Annotated in this window: 15 protein-coding genes; 5 read left to right on the top strand and 10 right to left on the bottom strand. The window is 71.2% G+C overall.

Annotated elements, in window-relative coordinates; translation table 11 throughout:
* Window positions 1–362: 362 nt before the first annotated feature.
* The 8 genes from ACIRGA_RS02085 to ACIRGA_RS02050 all read right to left on the bottom strand — a co-directional run bounded on the left by ACIRGA_RS02085 (window position 363) and on the right by ACIRGA_RS02050 (window position 8,657).
* Window positions 363–1,733 (bottom strand): aldehyde dehydrogenase (NADP(+)), encoded by a 1,371-nt coding sequence (locus ACIRGA_RS02085; RefSeq protein ID WP_400935754.1) that lies wholly within the window; start codon window positions 1,731–1,733, stop codon window positions 363–365.
* A complete protein-coding gene (locus ACIRGA_RS02080) occupies window positions 1,730–3,172 on the bottom strand; it encodes an amino acid permease (RefSeq protein ID WP_400935752.1) in 1,443 nt (480 codons plus the stop codon). The genes ACIRGA_RS02085 and ACIRGA_RS02080 overlap by 4 nt, the downstream gene beginning before the upstream one ends.
* Before the next feature lie 55 nt (window positions 3,173–3,227).
* Entirely contained in the window at window positions 3,228–4,229 is a 1,002-nt protein-coding gene (locus ACIRGA_RS02075; RefSeq protein WP_400935750.1) for a proline racemase family protein, read from the bottom strand.
* Window positions 4,230–5,141, bottom strand: coding sequence for a dihydrodipicolinate synthase family protein (locus ACIRGA_RS02070; RefSeq protein ID WP_400935748.1), 912 nt, complete (start codon window positions 5,139–5,141; stop codon window positions 4,230–4,232).
* On the bottom strand, window positions 5,138–6,505 hold the full coding sequence (locus ACIRGA_RS02065; protein ID WP_400935746.1) for an NAD(P)/FAD-dependent oxidoreductase: 1,368 nt from the start codon (window positions 6,503–6,505) through the stop codon (window positions 5,138–5,140). Before ACIRGA_RS02065 ends, ACIRGA_RS02070 begins: the two co-directional genes overlap by 4 nt.
* Entirely contained in the window at window positions 6,502–6,810 is a 309-nt protein-coding gene (locus ACIRGA_RS02060; protein WP_400935744.1) for a (2Fe-2S)-binding protein, read from the bottom strand. The genes ACIRGA_RS02065 and ACIRGA_RS02060 overlap by 4 nt, the downstream gene beginning before the upstream one ends.
* On the bottom strand, window positions 6,807–7,979 hold the full coding sequence (locus tag ACIRGA_RS02055; protein ID WP_400935742.1) for an NAD(P)/FAD-dependent oxidoreductase: 1,173 nt from the start codon (window positions 7,977–7,979) through the stop codon (window positions 6,807–6,809). Before ACIRGA_RS02055 ends, ACIRGA_RS02060 begins: the two co-directional genes overlap by 4 nt.
* 78 nt (window positions 7,980–8,057) lie before the next feature.
* Window positions 8,058–8,657, bottom strand: a complete 600-nt coding sequence (locus ACIRGA_RS02050) for a helix-turn-helix domain-containing protein (protein WP_400936180.1) — start codon at window positions 8,655–8,657, stop codon at window positions 8,058–8,060.
* A gap of 236 nt (window positions 8,658–8,893) precedes the next feature.
* On the opposite strand from ACIRGA_RS02050, the gene ACIRGA_RS02045 reads away from it, so the two are divergent.
* On the top strand, window positions 8,894–10,027 hold the full coding sequence (locus ACIRGA_RS02045) for a metalloprotease (RefSeq protein ID WP_400935740.1): 1,134 nt from the start codon (window positions 8,894–8,896) through the stop codon (window positions 10,025–10,027).
* 41 nt (window positions 10,028–10,068) lie between these two features.
* On the opposite strand, the gene ACIRGA_RS02040 is transcribed toward ACIRGA_RS02045, so the two are convergent.
* A complete protein-coding gene (locus ACIRGA_RS02040) occupies window positions 10,069–11,484 on the bottom strand; it encodes an aminopeptidase P family protein (RefSeq protein WP_400935738.1) in 1,416 nt (471 codons plus the stop codon).
* Between the two features lie 90 nt (window positions 11,485–11,574).
* Between ACIRGA_RS02040 and ACIRGA_RS02035 the strand changes: the two genes are divergently transcribed.
* Window positions 11,575–12,561 carry a LysR family transcriptional regulator gene (locus tag ACIRGA_RS02035; protein WP_400935736.1) on the top strand — a complete coding sequence of 329 codons (987 nt, stop codon included), beginning with the start codon at window positions 11,575–11,577 and terminating at the stop codon, window positions 12,559–12,561.
* A gap of 78 nt (window positions 12,562–12,639) precedes the next feature.
* Window positions 12,640–12,849, top strand: coding sequence for a hypothetical protein (locus ACIRGA_RS02030; RefSeq protein WP_400935734.1), 210 nt, complete (start codon window positions 12,640–12,642; stop codon window positions 12,847–12,849).
* Here the strand turns inward: ACIRGA_RS02030 and ACIRGA_RS02025 are convergent.
* Window positions 12,846–13,403 (bottom strand): carboxymuconolactone decarboxylase family protein, encoded by a 558-nt coding sequence (locus ACIRGA_RS02025; protein ID WP_400935732.1) that lies wholly within the window; start codon window positions 13,401–13,403, stop codon window positions 12,846–12,848. The genes ACIRGA_RS02030 and ACIRGA_RS02025 overlap by 4 nt on opposite strands.
* 68 nt (window positions 13,404–13,471) lie before the next feature.
* On the opposite strand from ACIRGA_RS02025, the gene ACIRGA_RS02020 reads away from it, so the two are divergent.
* Together ACIRGA_RS02020 and ACIRGA_RS02015 are read left to right on the top strand one after the other, a co-directional pair.
* Window positions 13,472–13,816: a winged helix-turn-helix transcriptional regulator gene (locus ACIRGA_RS02020; protein ID WP_400935730.1), complete on the top strand. Its 345-nt coding sequence runs from the start codon at window positions 13,472–13,474 to the stop codon at window positions 13,814–13,816.
* 278 nt (window positions 13,817–14,094) lie between these two features.
* The gene (locus ACIRGA_RS02015) at window positions 14,095–14,424 is read left to right on the top strand and encodes an STAS domain-containing protein (RefSeq protein WP_400935728.1); all 330 of its coding nucleotides are present in this window, start codon (window positions 14,095–14,097) and stop codon (window positions 14,422–14,424) included.
* Window positions 14,425–14,430: the final 6 nt, after the last annotated feature.

Genomic DNA, 14,430 nt, shown 5'->3' with positions numbered 1-14,430 from the left:
TTGGTGTGCTTGGGGGGGTGTGTGGGTGTTTTGGGGGTGTGGGGTTTTTGGTTCACCCCCCCCCCCCCCCCCCCCCCCCCCCCACCCCCTTGCCCCACCACATTCCGGCGCCCTTGGTCGCCTGGTAGTACATGAAGGACCCCTTTCTTGCGCCTGGCGCAGTGAAGGGGGCCTTCACGCGCAGTCGTTGTGACTGCTGGTGCGCATGGGGCTTACGAGGCGATCATCGAGTCCGTGAAGGCCTCCTTGAGGGACTCTGGGTCCCTCAAGGAGGCCTTCACGGCACAGCGGACCGGGTAGGTACCCGAAACGCCACTCACGACCCCGCATCAGCCCCGCACACGATCCTTACACTGCCGAAGTCAGGAGAAGCGTTGCGGGACGTCCCAGGGGTTGTCGTCCCGCAACGGTTCCGGCAGCAGGTGCGACGGCCAGTCCTGATAGGACACCGGCCGCAGGAAGCGTTCCACCGCCGCCGTCCCGACCGAGGTCGACGCCGGTGACGTCGTCGCCGGGAACGGCCCGCCGTGCTGCATCGCGGCGGTCACCGCGACCCCGGTCGGCCAGCCGCCCCATAGGATCCGCCCGCTGCGGCCGGCCAGCACCGGCCGCAGCGCCTCGACGTCGGGGGCCTCTTCGGGCAGGGCGTGCACGGTCGTCGTGAGCTGCCCGGGTAAGGCGGAAAGCACCGGCAGGACATCGGAAAGCCGCGAGTACCGCACGACCACGCCCAGCGGTCCGAAGCACTCTTCGGCCGCACCGGCCACGAAGTCGGCCAGATCGATCTCGAGCAGCCGAGCTCCAGGTCCCGAAACGACCTCACGCATCCCCGGGATCTCGGCGAGCCGCCGCGCACCGGCGTGGAACCCGGCCGCGATCCGGTCGTTCAAGAACGGCGCTTCCGGGAGCCCGCGCAACCGTTCGGCGACGAGATCCCCGAACGGGCTCTCCGACGGCACGAACACCAGACCCGGATTCGTGCAGAACTGGCCGTTGCCCAACGTCAGCGAACCGGCGTAGCCCACCGCCAGTTCCGCGCCGCGCGCCTCGGCGGCACCCGGCAGGACGATCACCGGGTTGACGCTGCCGAGCTCGCCGTGGAACGGGATCGGGACCGGTCGCTCGGCCGCGATCCGCGCCAGGGCGAGCCCACCCGGCACCGATCCGGTGAAGGCCGCCGCCGCGATCGCCGGGTGGCGCAGCGCCTCCACGCCGGCCGCTTCTCCTTCGACCAGGCCGAGAAGCGCGCCCCAAGGACCCAGAGCCTCTTCGATGACCGACGCCGTCCGGCGTGACAACTCCGGATGTCCGGGATGCGCCTTGACCACCACCGGGCAGCCGGCCACCCACGCCGACGCCGTGTCGCCGCCCGCCACACTGAACGCGAACGGGAAGTTGCTCGCGGCGAACACCAGGACCGGCCCCACCGCGGTGCGATAGCGACGCAGCTCAGGACGCGGGCCGGGTGGCCACGACGGGTCGGCGCGGTCGATTCGGACGTCGTAGTACGAACCGCTTCCGGCCGCGAGCAGCCGCAGCTGGAACGTCGTCCTGGCCAATTCACCGGAGAGCCGTTGGGGCCCCAGCTTGGTTTCGGCGTCGGCGATCTCGATCAGGGACGGCCCGGCCGCGTCCAGCGCGTCGGCCACCCCGGTGATCACCTCCGCTCGCGTCGCCGGCGACACTGCGGCCCAGGGGCCGGCGATCTCCGCCGCCCGCTCGATTTCCTTCATGCTTCCTTCCTCTCCGGGTTCTCCGCCGAGTTCCGGAATCCGAACAGGGCGTACACCACCAGACCGAGCACCATCCAGGCCGCGAACCGCAGCCACGTCAGCACGTCCAGATTCGCGATCAGCCATACCGCGAACGCCACCCCGACCAGCGGCACGAACGGGACCCACGGCGTGCGGAACGACCGCGGCAGGTCCGGCCGGGTGCGCCGCAGCACCACCACCGCGATCGACACGACGATGAACGCCGCCAGGATCCCGATGTTCGTCAGATCCGCGGCCTCCTTGATCGGCAGGAAGCCCGCGATGACCGCCGAGCCGATCCCGACCGGCCAGATCACCCGCGTCGGCACCCTGCGCCGGGGGTGAGTGCGGGCGAAGTAGCGCGGCAGCAGGCCGTCCCGGCTCATCGCGAACCAGATCCGCGACACCGCCAGCATGTTCGCGAACGCCGACGTGGTGATCCCGAGGATGCCGCCGACCGCGACGACCGTGCCCAGCCCGGCCAGTCCGACCGCGGCCAGCGCGCTCGAAAACGGGCTGTGCACGTCGATCTGGTCGTAGCGTTGCATGCCCACCAGCACGATCGACACCAGCAGGTAGATCACCGCCGCGATGGCGAGCGACACGATGATCGCCTTGGGCAGCAACCGTTTCGCCTCGACACTCTCCTCCGCGGCGGCCGTCATCGCGTCGTAGCCGTACACCGCGAAGAACGTCGTCGCCGCGCCCGCGACCGCGCCGCCGATGCCGTAGGGCAGGAACGGGCTGAAGTTCCCGGCCGAGATGTGGAACGCGCCGGCGACCACGACCAAGGCCACGATCGCCAGCTTGATCACCACCAGCGCCGTCTCGAACCGCGCGGATTGCTTGCTGCCACGGGAAAGGACGAACGCCAGCAGCAGGCACAGCAGCGCGGCGAACAGGTCGACGCGGTGCCCCGGCCCGGTCCCCGGTGCCCCGAGCATCCACGAAGGCAGGTCCAGGCCGACCTGCTCGACGACGTAGGACAGGTAGCCGGACACCGCGATCGCCACCACCGCGACGATCGCGGTGTACTCCAGCAGCAGATCCCAGCCGATGAGCCAGCCCGCGATCTCCCCCAGCGCCGCGTAGGAATAGGTGTAGGCAGACCCGGCACGCGGAATGAGCCCGGCGAACTCCGCGTAGCACAAGGCCGCCGCCGAGCTGGCGATGATCGCGATCAGGAACGAGATCATCACTCCGGGTCCGGCCTGCTGGTTCGCGACCACTCCGGCGAGTGAGAAGACGCCGGCGCCGACCAGGCCGCCGAGGCTGAGCGAGACCAGCTGCCAGAGGCCCATCGTGCGGGGCAGGCCGCCGGGGCCGCTCTCGTCGGGGCCTTCGAAGGACTTTCGCCGGAAGAGCCCGGAGCGCGAGAAGAGCTTGGGCCGGGGCCGGATCGTCGTTGATTCGGGCATGACAAATCCCTTCCGGACCGCGCGGCGCGGCCCGGGTCGGCGGTGGGGAGAGGAACTAGAGGACGAAGCCCGCGGGGAACGGGTCGTCCGGGTCCAGCAGGTAGGTGGCGTTGCCGGTGATCCAGGCCCGCCCGGAGAACTCCGGCACCACCGCGGGGACGCCGCCGACGGTGGTCTCGGCGACCAGTTCGCCGGTGAACGTGGTGCCGATGAACGAACTGTTCTCGAACGGCGTGTGCAGCGGCAACTCGCCGCGGGCGTGAAGCTGGGCCATCCGAGCCGAGGTGCCGGTGCCGCAGGGCGACCGGTCGAACCAGCCGGGATGGATCGCCATCGCGTTCTGTGAAGCCCTGGCGTCCGAACCCGGCGCGAGGAACTGGACGTGTTTGCAGCCGCCGATCAGCGGATCGGCGGGATGCTTCGGCGGACGCTGGTCGTTGATGGCCGCCATGATGTCCAGCCCCGCGGCGAGGATCCGGTCCTTCTCCGCCCGATCGAACGGGATGTCCACTTGGGACAGTTCGAGGATGGCGTAGAAGTTGCCGCCATACGCCAGGTCGTAGCGCACTTCGCCGAGCCCAGGCACTTCGACGACGGCGTCCCGCTCGGCGAGGAACGACGCGACGTTGCGGAGCTTCACGCGGACCGCGCGGCCGTCGCGGACCTCGACCTCCGCGTGCACGAGACCGGCCGGGGTGTCCAGCCGTACCACGGTCTTCGGCTCGGTCACCTCGACCATGCCGGTTTCCACCAGCACGGTCGCGACGCCGATGGTGCCGTGCCCGCACATCGGCAGACAGCCGGACACCTCGATGTACACCACGCCCCAGTCGGCGTCCGGCCTGGCCGGCGGCTGCAGGATCGCGCCGCTCATCGCCGAATGGCCGCGCGGCTCGTTCATCAAGAACTGCCGCAGATGGTCCATGTGCTCCATGAAGTACCGGCGGCGTTCGGCCATCGTGTCGCCGGGGATGACACCGACCCCGCCGGTCACCACCCGGGTCGGCATGCCCTCCGTATGCGAGTCGACGGCGGTGATCGACCGGATCGACCGCACCTACGCCACCCCCAGCGCGGCGAGCGCGCGGCGCATGTCGGCCGTGACCTGCTCGCGGTGCTCCTCGGTCAGCGGTCCGCGCGGCGGACGGCACGGCCCGCCGTACCGGCCGACGAGGTCCATCCCCAGCTTGATCGCCTGGACGAACTCGGTGCGCGAGTCCCAGCGGAACGCGGCCACCAGCGGTTCGTAGAGCGCCCTGGCCTCGTCGAGCTTGCCGGATCGCGCCAGGTCGAACAGGCGCACCGACTCGGCGGGGAACACATTGGGGAACCCGGCGAACCAGCCGGTCGCGCCCATCAGCAGGCTCTCCAGCACGACGTCGTCGGCACCGCTGATCACGTCCAGGCCCGGTGCCTGCTCGCGGATCTCGAGTACCCGCCGGACGTCGCCGGAGAACTCCTTGACCGCGACCACGTTGTCGATCTGCGCGATCTCGGCGAGCAGGGCGGGCGTGAGGTCGACCTTGGTGTCGATGGGGTTGTTGTAGACCATCACCGGCAGGCCGACCGACGCCACCGCCTCGAAGTGCGCGAGCACCTCGCCGCGGTTCGCGCGGTACATCGTGGGCGGCAGGCACAGCAGGCCGTCGGCGCCGTCCTCGGCCGCGACCTCGGCCCAGTACTTGGCCTGGTGCGATCCGGGGCCGTGCACGCCGACGACGACGATCCCGTCCTCGCCGACCGTTTCGATCGCCGTGCGGGCCACGCGGCGGCGCTCCTCGTCGGTCAGCGAGGAGTACTCGCCGAGCGAGCCGTTCGGGCCGACGCCCCGGCAGCCGTTGTCGACCAGCCACCGGCAGTGCGCGGCATAGGCGTCGTAGTCCACGGCCAGCCCGGCGGGGGCCGACGCGTCTTCCCGGTACGGGAGGGCGGTCGCGACGACGACGCCACCGAGATCGGGGGTGCTCATTCAGGTTCTCCTTCGGTTCGGGCGGCGAGTTCGCCGAGCCGGATCGGCTGGGCGATCGGGCGGTGGTGCCGTTCGGTACCACCGCAGAGTTCGGACACGGTCGGGCCGCAGATGCGCCCCTGGCACGGGCCGAGGCCGGCCCGCGTGCCGAGTTTCAGTGCGTGCGCGCCGGGACACGACTCGTCCCCGGCCGCCCGCGTCAAAGCGCCGTACGTCGTTTCCTCGCAACGGCAGACGATCGTGTCCTCGCGCAGCCAGCTTCGCCAGGCCGTGCCGATCGGATGGGCCGCGGCGAGACATCCGGCGAAGGTGCGGGCACGGTCGCGGGCGCGGATCAGTGCCGGATCCGGCTTTCCGCCCGCGGCTACGCATCCCGCCACCGCGCCCTCGGCCGCGGCGGTGACCGCGCCGCCGATCCCGGTGATCTCGCCCGCGGCGAAGACACCGTCCACTGTGGTCTGCTGCGCTGCGTCGACCCGGACGAATCCGTCGTCCAGGACGCAGCCCGCGGCGACGGCCAATTCCGGCTGCGGGACGAAGCCGTGCCCGACGCAGACCGCGTCGACCTCGTAGGTCCGCTCGGTCCCGGGGACGACGGACCAGTCCGCGCGGACCTTCGCGGTCACGACCTCACGGACGCGGTCCGCGCCGCGAGCCTCGATCACCGCCCGCCCCGTCAGGTACGGGACCCGGCGCCTGGCCAGCGTCGCGGCATAACGCAGGAGTTCACCCGCCTTCCCCGCATGGGCGGCGAGGCGCCACGGGCGGCTCGACCATCCTTTTCGGACGGTCGAGAACGGGTTCGCCTCCAGTACCGCGACCACGTCGGCCCCGACGCCCAGCAAGGATTCCGCGACCGGCAGCAGGAAGGGCCCGGCCCCGGCGACGAGGACCCGCTCGCCGATCGCCACCCGCTCCCCCTTCGCCAGCGCTTGAGCCGCGCCCGCGGTGTACACGCCGGGCAGTTCCCAGCCGGGGAACGGGAGGGTGCGGTCGTGCGCGCCGGTCGCCAGCACCAGCGCGTCCGGGACGAGCGTCAGCCGCCGCCGTCCGGAACCGTCGGACGGCCCCCGCAGGACGTGCACCGTCTTCTCCGTGCGGTCGAACGCCCACACCGTGGAGCCGGGCCACCACCGGCACCGCGGATGCGAGAGCACCCGTCGCCGCCGGTCGAACTCCGCCCAGCCGTGCTGGACCCGGTCCGGACGCCGCGCCGCGTACGCCTCGGGAAGCATCCGGTGGTACTGACCGCCGGGGGCCTCCGCCTGGTCCAGCACCGTGACGCGCGCGCCGGCCCGCAGCGCGTGCTCGGCCGCCGCGAGCCCGGCGGGCCCCGCGCCGACGATCACCACCTGCCTGCTCACGCGTTCTCCTCCCGGGACTGAGTGCGGATCTCGTCACCGTCGGCGGCCGGGCGACGGCACGCGCGGACGTCGGGTACGTCGTTGACCGTGAGCAGGCAGTCGAAGCACGCGCCGATTCCGCAGAAGACCCCGCGCGGCGCCCCGGAACGCGTGGTGCGCCAGGAGGTCCGTCCCGCGGCGAGCAGCACTCCCGCCACGCTCTGGCCCTCGATCCCGGTCAGGGTCTCGCCGTCGACGGTGATCCGGATCGGCCGGTCGGACCGGCCCACCGGATCGCGATCGCGCGGCAGCAGCCATCCGCTCATGCCGCCACCTCCGCCAGGACCGCGGGACGGTCCACAGTGAACTCTTCGACGCCCATCGCGGGCGCCGTCCCGGTGAGCAGTTCGCGCAGCAACCGCGCGGTGCCGACACTCAGCCCGATCCCGGCGCCCTCGTGCCCGGTGGCGTGCCAGAGGTTTTCCAGCCGCGGGTCCTCGCCGAGCACGGGGAGGTGATCGTCGACGTACGGCCGGAAGCCGCCGTACGCCCGCATGATCGCGACGTCGGCGAGCGCCGGGAACAGCCGCAGCGCCTTGACCGCGATGGCGCTCAGCACTTCCGGACGGATCGCGTCGTCGAACTCCACCCGGCGGCGTGACGAGCCGATCAGCACGGTGCCGCCCCAGGTCGACTCGACGACGGCGGAGGTCTGCAGTTCGCCCGAATCGGCACCGACCGCGCCGACGTAATCGGCGTCGTACACCTTGTGCCGCACGACACCGGGCATCGGCGTGGTCACCAGCACCTCACCCCGGCGGGGGCGGACTGCGATCGGGGCGCCGAGGCGCGCCGACACCTGACCGGCCCACGGGCCCGCGGCGTTCACGACGACGTCGGCTCCGATCACCTCGCCGGGCACGCGGACGCCGGTGATCCGTCCGTTGTGGACGGTCGCGCCGACGACCTCGGTGTCCGAGCGCAATCGCGCGCCGTGGCGCAGCGCGGACCCGAGCAAGGCGAGCGCCGCGCCCGCAGGCTGGACCTGAGCGTCCTCCGGGTAGTGGAACGCGGCGGTCACCTCGCGGGTCAGTGCGGGCTCCGCGTCAGCGAGGTCCTTGTGGGACAACGGGTCCGCGCGAACACCCGGTTGCGAAGCGGCGAACGCGGTGAGCGCGCGGGCTCCGTCGTCCGTGGTCGCGACGACGATGCCGCCCTTGGGGTCGTACTCGATCGCCGAAGCGGCACGCGCGTCCTCGTCGGCGATCTCGGCGACCACCCGGGGCCACAGCGCGGTCGAAAACTTCGCGAGTTCGAGTTCCGCGCCCGGCCCCTTGTCGGAGACGAGGATGTTGCCCTCACCGTGCGACGTGGTCCCACCGGCGGGACGGCCGCGATCCACGACCACGACGTCGAAACCCGCGAGGCTCAGCTCACGGGCACACGCGGCGCCGACGATCCCCGCGCCGAGGACGACCACACGCGTTCGGTTCATCGACCCTCCAGCGTTCGGTAAAGCGAACGATCGGAGAGTAGGTTCCACCCCGGACAGGTGTCAATACCTCGCGAGCGGTCAGCCCTTCAGTACGGGATGCGGCCTGCCGTCGAGCCGCTCGTCGGCGCGGTACTGCAGCAGCAGGACCGAGTGCACCGGCCCGTCCGAAGCGGTGTAGCAATGCGGCTCGCGGGCGTCGAAGGCGACGTAATCCCCCGGTCCGACCTCGACGGTCCGGCCCGCCGCCTCGACCAGCAGCGATCCGGACTGCACGATGGTGTGCTCGACCCCGACATGCCCCTGCGAACGCTGCGGCGCGTCCCCGCGCACCACCTGGTCGTACACCTCGAAAACGCCGTCACCGGTCTCGATCCGCCGCAGCGGCCGGAGATCCACTCCCTCACCGCTGAGCACCTCGACGTCGGCACCGCGCACCACGGTGAGCGCGCCGCCCGCCCGATGGTCGAGCAGGTCGGAGATCGCCACCTCCAGCACCCTGGACAGGCTGAACACGGTCTCGATGGTCGGATTGCCGCCGCCGGACTCCAGCTGGGACAGCGTCGCCTTGCCGATACCCGACCGCCGCGAGAGCTCCGAGAGCGAAATCCCCCTCGCCGCCCTGGCCGCGCGCAGGTTGACCGCCAGCATGTCCCGGATCGAGGGCGTCTCGTCCTCCACCGCTTCTCCCCTGTCGTTCGTCAAACCGTACGACCGGATGGGCGAGTCGTTCGCTTTGCCGATCGAGTTCGCGGACATCATGACACGCCTTCCGGCGGGGAGGGCATAGCCGCGGCCGATGGGGCGACGCGATGGTGGGCGGCGCCGACCGCGATGAAACTCCTTCACCAACCGGTGTGTCACCGTCGACACAGGGTCACGGGCGCACCGTCTTTCCTTCCAGCGAGGAGATTCCCGTGCAGCTGATCCGCAGATCCGCAGGCCGACGACTTCGGGCGTTCGGCGCGGTGCTCATCACCACCCTCGGGCTGACCGCGGCCGTGGCCGCCGCGCCGGCCACAGCCGCCGCGAACGCGTGTCTCACCGGCACACTCGCCTTCGACCATCTCGACGCGGAGGCCGGGACCGGCAAGCCGCTGCGCACGCAGGTGGCCCGGAACGCGAACTGGGAGCTGTGGGGCCGCACCGGTTCCGGCGCGGCGGCCCGGCTCGCGGCGGGGATCACCGGCGCGTCCGACGGCCGGTTCACCGCGTGCCACACGGCGTCCCTGGCCGAGGCGTACGTGCGGTTCCGGTCGAGCAGCACCGCGATGTGGCGGGTCGTCAAGGCCGCGAACAACACCACCGAATACACGTTCGACTCGGCACGCCGCACGAACGTCTCCGGCACCCAGGACCTCGGCACGGTGAAGGTGCCTTCCACGCTCCAGCGCGCCTGGAAGGTGGTCGACACGCTCAACGTCTTGTACTGGAAGCGCGCCAACCCGTCTTCGTCGTGCTGGACGGCACGCCAGTCCGACGGGCGCTGCGACCGGATCACCTTCGTCTGGGACCCGAAGGTCGCCGACGGCGGCTACTGGGATTACCCGAACACGAACTACGTCTTCCTCGGCGCGACGATGCCCGACTCGAAGCACCTCATCCTCCACGAGGCCGGGCACTGGCTGCAGTGGCAGCTCTACGGCCGTGACTTCCCCGTGGTCGACGGCTGCAACCCGCACTACATCCAGAAGCACAGTTCGGAATCGTGCGCGTGGACCGAAGGCTTCGCCGACGCCGTCGCCGCCTACGCGCTCGGCGACTACCGCTACGTCTACGACACTGGCAGCTCGTACAGCTTCGAGAACGACGCTTCGACGCCCGGCTGGGACAAGGGTGACACCGTGCAGGGCCGGGTCGGCTCGTCGCTGCTGGACCTGTGGGCGGCGGGCGGACCGGACGGCGGGAACTGGAACCGCACGATCGCGCTGATGACCCGCGACTTCAGCCAGGACTTCCGTGAGTACTTCACCGTGGACCGGCCCGCCGCGGGCCTGTCGACGACCGGTGCCGCCGAGCGGATCCTCGCCGGGCACACCATTTCGTACTGACGGAAACCGGAGGGCCGGACCGCGGCCCGGCCCTCCGGGTCTCACCCCCTGGCCGCCCGGACCCAGGCGGTGATCTCGTCTGCGGTGGACGGGAAGCCGTCGGACAGCAGGTCATACCCCGATCCGGTGACCACGACGTCGTCCTCGATGCGGACGCCGAGGCCGCGCAGCTCGGGCGGCACGGTGCGGTCACCGGCGTGGAAGTACAGGCCGGGCTCCACCGCCAGCGCCATCCCCTCGGCGAGCGTGCCCTCGCGATACGTGGAGGGATGCGCTGCGGCGCAGTCGTGGACGTCCAACCCGAGGAAATGGCCGGTACCGCAGACGATGTACCGGCGGTGTTGCTGTCCGTCCGGTGACAGCGCTTCGTCCACCGACACCGGGAGGAGGCCCCAATCGTGCAGTCCCTCCGCCAGCACACGCAGCGCCGTCGCCTGGAACGCGCCGTAGTCCTGACCCGGGCGCACCTCGCCCAACGCCGCGACGTGTGCCTTGTGCACCAGGTCGTAGACGTCGCGCTGCGCCTTGGTGAACTCCCCGCCGACCGGGAACGTGCGGGTGATGTCGGCCGTGTACAAGGAATCCAGCTCGACGCCGGCATCGAGCAGCAGGAGGCTGTCTTCGGTCACCTTCCCGTCGCAGCGCGTCCAGTGCAGGATCGGGGCGTGCGCCCCGGCCGCCACGATGGAGGTGTAGCCGGGTCCGGTGCCCTCGGTGCGGGCACGGCGGTCGAACGTGCCCTGCAGCCAGCGTTCCCCGCCACCGCGGACCGCCTCCGGCAACGCGGCCAGCACGTCGGCGAACCCGAGCGCGGTGGCGTCGACGGCGGCGCGCAGCTGGCCGATCTCCCAGTCGTCCTTGATCCGCCGCAGCTCCGCGAGGACGGTCCGGAGCCGCTCGCTGTGGCCGAAGCGGTACGCGTCGAGCGCGGGATCGACCCCGGCGCCGACCAGGAAGCCCGGGTTCCGCCCGCGCAAACCGTGCGGGAGGTCCTCCAGCGGGCGGCATTCGATGCCGAGCGCGTCCCCGTACGCGGCCGGCCCGGCGGCGGAGCCGACCCACAGCGGGCTGGTGTCGGCGTCGCCCACGAAGTCGGGCTCGTCCGGCTCGGCGGGGCGCGGGACGTACAGCGTGGCGTGGTGGCTGTCCCCCGCCGGGGTCATCACCAGGATCGCGCCCTCCCGCTGGCATCCGGTGAGCCACACGAAGTCGCTGTCGGCGCGGAAGCCGTGGAAGGTGTCGTTGGACCGCACCACGGCCCGGCCCGCCGCGAGCGCGATCCGCCGGCCGGGCAGTTCCGCCGACAGCCTGCCGCGATGGGCGGCGGCCGCCTCGGCGGTGCCCGGCGGCACGTCGACGGTGTCGTCGGCGGGCTCCCAGCCGTCGCTGATCCAGTTCCGGAATCCCTTGGCGGCCAGCAGCGCGCGCAGATCCGGCCGGGTTCGATCGCCGGTCATCGGCTCCCCTTTCAGGTGGTCATGGTTCTGGCCGCACCTTCGCACCGCGAAGGACCCGGCCGTAATGACCGGCGGCGATAGACTCCGCCTATGGCCCTGGAGATCCGGCACCTGCGGGCGATCTGCGCCATCGCCGAAGCGGGCAGCCTTTCGCAGGCGGCCGCCGCGCTGGGCATGTCCCAGCCGTCGCTGACCTCGCTGCTCCAGCGGCTCGAACGGCAGATCGGCGCGCCGTTGTTCGTCCGCAGCCACACCGGCGTGACCCCGACCCCGATCGGCGAGCAGACGCTGCGCCGCGCGCTGACCCTGCTCGTGGAGTTCGACCGGTTCGAAAGCGACCTCCTCGGCGCGCTCGGCGACGGCCCGGTGCGGCTCGGATCGTCCCAAATGGACTGTCTGCCCACCTTCGTCGAACGGCTGGACGACGCGCTGCCGGGGCTGGACGTGACCGTCCACGTCGAACCGTCCAGCGCGGTATTGGCGCAGGGGCTCGCCCGCGCGACCCTCGACATCGCCGTCATCGCCATGTCCGACGACCAGGAGGTGCCGCTGGCGAAGCATCTCGGGCATCGGGTGCTGTACTCGTGGGTGCCCGTGTTCATCGGCCTTCCCGCCGGGCATCGCCTCGCCGGCGGATTCGAAGTCGATCTGGCCGACCTCGCGGACGAGGCGTGGATCGGACCGCCCGGCCCCGAGGACGGCTCGCTGACGTCGCTGCGCGCGGCGACGCATCGTGCCGGGTTCACGCCGCGGATCCGCTTCGAATGCCCGAACGGCGGCGGGCGGCAGCTGATCGCCGCCGGGCAGGCGGTGCAGCTCGTCGAACCCACCGCGCCCGAACTGCCCGGCATGGTCGTCCGGCCGCTGAAGGGCGACCCCATGCGGATGCGGCTCGTGCTGGCGTGGCGCAAGGAACGGCTGACGTGGGACCAGGCGGAGAACGTCTACCGTGCGGTGATGACGTCGTACACGCGGCACGCGATGGCGTCGGCCCCGTTCCGGACATGGTGGGAGCGGCGGCGGAATTCCCAGTCGTGGGACGGGCTGGTGGACTTCTTCCGGGTGGCCGGTTCGTGAGGGCGCGGGGCGGCGGCCTGTAACCCGAGCCCGCCTCGCCGCGATTGATCCCCCGTACCGGGTGAACGGAGACGGGAGATGACACAACGGCTGTGGCTGGGCCTGGCGGCCGTCTACACGTGCACCGCCGTGGTCCAGCTCTACCTTCTCGCCAGCACCGGCGCCGTCTGGGCCGGGACACTCACCGCGGCCGGCTTCGTGGCGGCGCTCCTGTGTGTGCTCGCCGCCTGGAAGGCACCGAAACGAGAACGGGACGATACAAGGGAAATCGACTCACACCACTCCTAACGACCGGGATACGGGGCGGCCCACGGCTCCTCGTCGAGGCTCACCCCGTTGGCGACGTACGCGATCGTCCGGTACCAGCCCGCCAGCACGAGGAGCTCCAGGAGCTGCGAAACCGGATAGTGTCCGGCGAGCGCTGCCCACGCGGCATCGGAAACCGTTGCCGTGTCGTGGAGTTCGTCGACGGCGCCGATCAGGGCGCGATGCCGCGCCGCCCAGACGGGATGCCCGGAGCCGCCGGACACGGTCGCTTCGAGCTGTTCCGGTGTCAAGCCGACCGCCGGCGCGAAAACCGCGGCGTGGACACCCCATTCGTAGCGGCATCCGCAGCGGGCGGTCACCCGCGCGATGACGATTTCCCGGTCCAGCGCGGGTAATTCGCCGTGCGCGAGCAGACCGGCGCCCAGCACGCGCATCCGCGAGGCCAGCTCGTGGTGGTGCTGCAGCAACCGGAACAGCGCGAGCGGCTCGTGCGCCACGCCCGGCGGCATCCATTTGCGCAGGGCTTGTTCGACGTCCGCCTCGTAGGGCGGGGCGAGTGGGGCGATTCGCGCCATGACCACCTCCGGTGCTTCGATTTCAGAACCACTATGCTGCTTCGAAAGTCGAAGCACAAGGGGGTGCCATGCCCGGCGATCCGATCCCGCGGCCCGGACGGCCGGTCCGCGGCTCCGAAACCGGCCGTCCGCTCATGGCCGCGCTCGATCTGCTGGGGCGCCGGTGGACCCTGCGGGTGATCTGGGAACTGCGCCAGGGCGACCTCGGCTTCCGCGAACTCCGCCGGCGCTGCGAACACATGTCGTCGAGCGTGCTGGCCACCCGGCTGGGTGAGCTCACCGAAGCCCGCATCGTGGAAACCGGCGAAGAGGGTTACCGCCTGACCCCATTGGGGGAACGGCTCCTCGACGCGTTGCACCCGTTGGAGGAATGGGGTTCGGCCTGGGAAAAGGCGCTCCGCGAGCGACCATGAAACCCGCTGTTCACCGGACACGGTCTTGCCATGAGAGGTGAGCGGCGTACGGTGAGAAGCACGTGAGGTTGAGTCCACCAGCCCGCGCGAACGACCCGCATGTCCGCGGCCCCAAGACGTTTCACCGGGCGACGCGGCGGCGCGTTGACTTGCGCAGCAGTTGTGCAGGCTTACCCGTTGTCCGTCCCGTCCCCGGCCATCCGGGAGACACCATCATGACCGAACACGTCTGTCCCGTCGTTCCGCGACCGCGTCCCTCAGGCGAAAACCTGCTCCGGGTGCGACGGACCCGCTGGAACGACGACCTGCTCGTCATCGCCGCGGCGGGCGAGATCGACCTCGCGACCGCGGGACGGCTGGAGCGAGCCCTGCGGGGCCGCCTCCCCACCGCCACGGTGCTCGATCTCACCGAGGTCGGTTTCCTCGGCGTCGCCGGGTTACGGGTGATCGAATCCGCCGCGGCGCGCGCCCGCACCGAACGCCGCTCGACCGGCGTCGTCGCCGACACCCGGCCGGTACTGCGCCTGCTGCACCTGTTCGCGGTCGACACCCAGATCCCGGTGTACCGGCACCTCGACCACGCGATCCTCGAAGTGGCGAACCGCTGAGCCGCC

The organism is Amycolatopsis sp. NPDC102389, assembly GCF_044765885.1.
GTDB lineage: Bacteria > Actinomycetota > Actinomycetes > Mycobacteriales > Pseudonocardiaceae > Amycolatopsis.
This window is presented reverse-complemented; position numbering and strand designations above follow the sequence as displayed.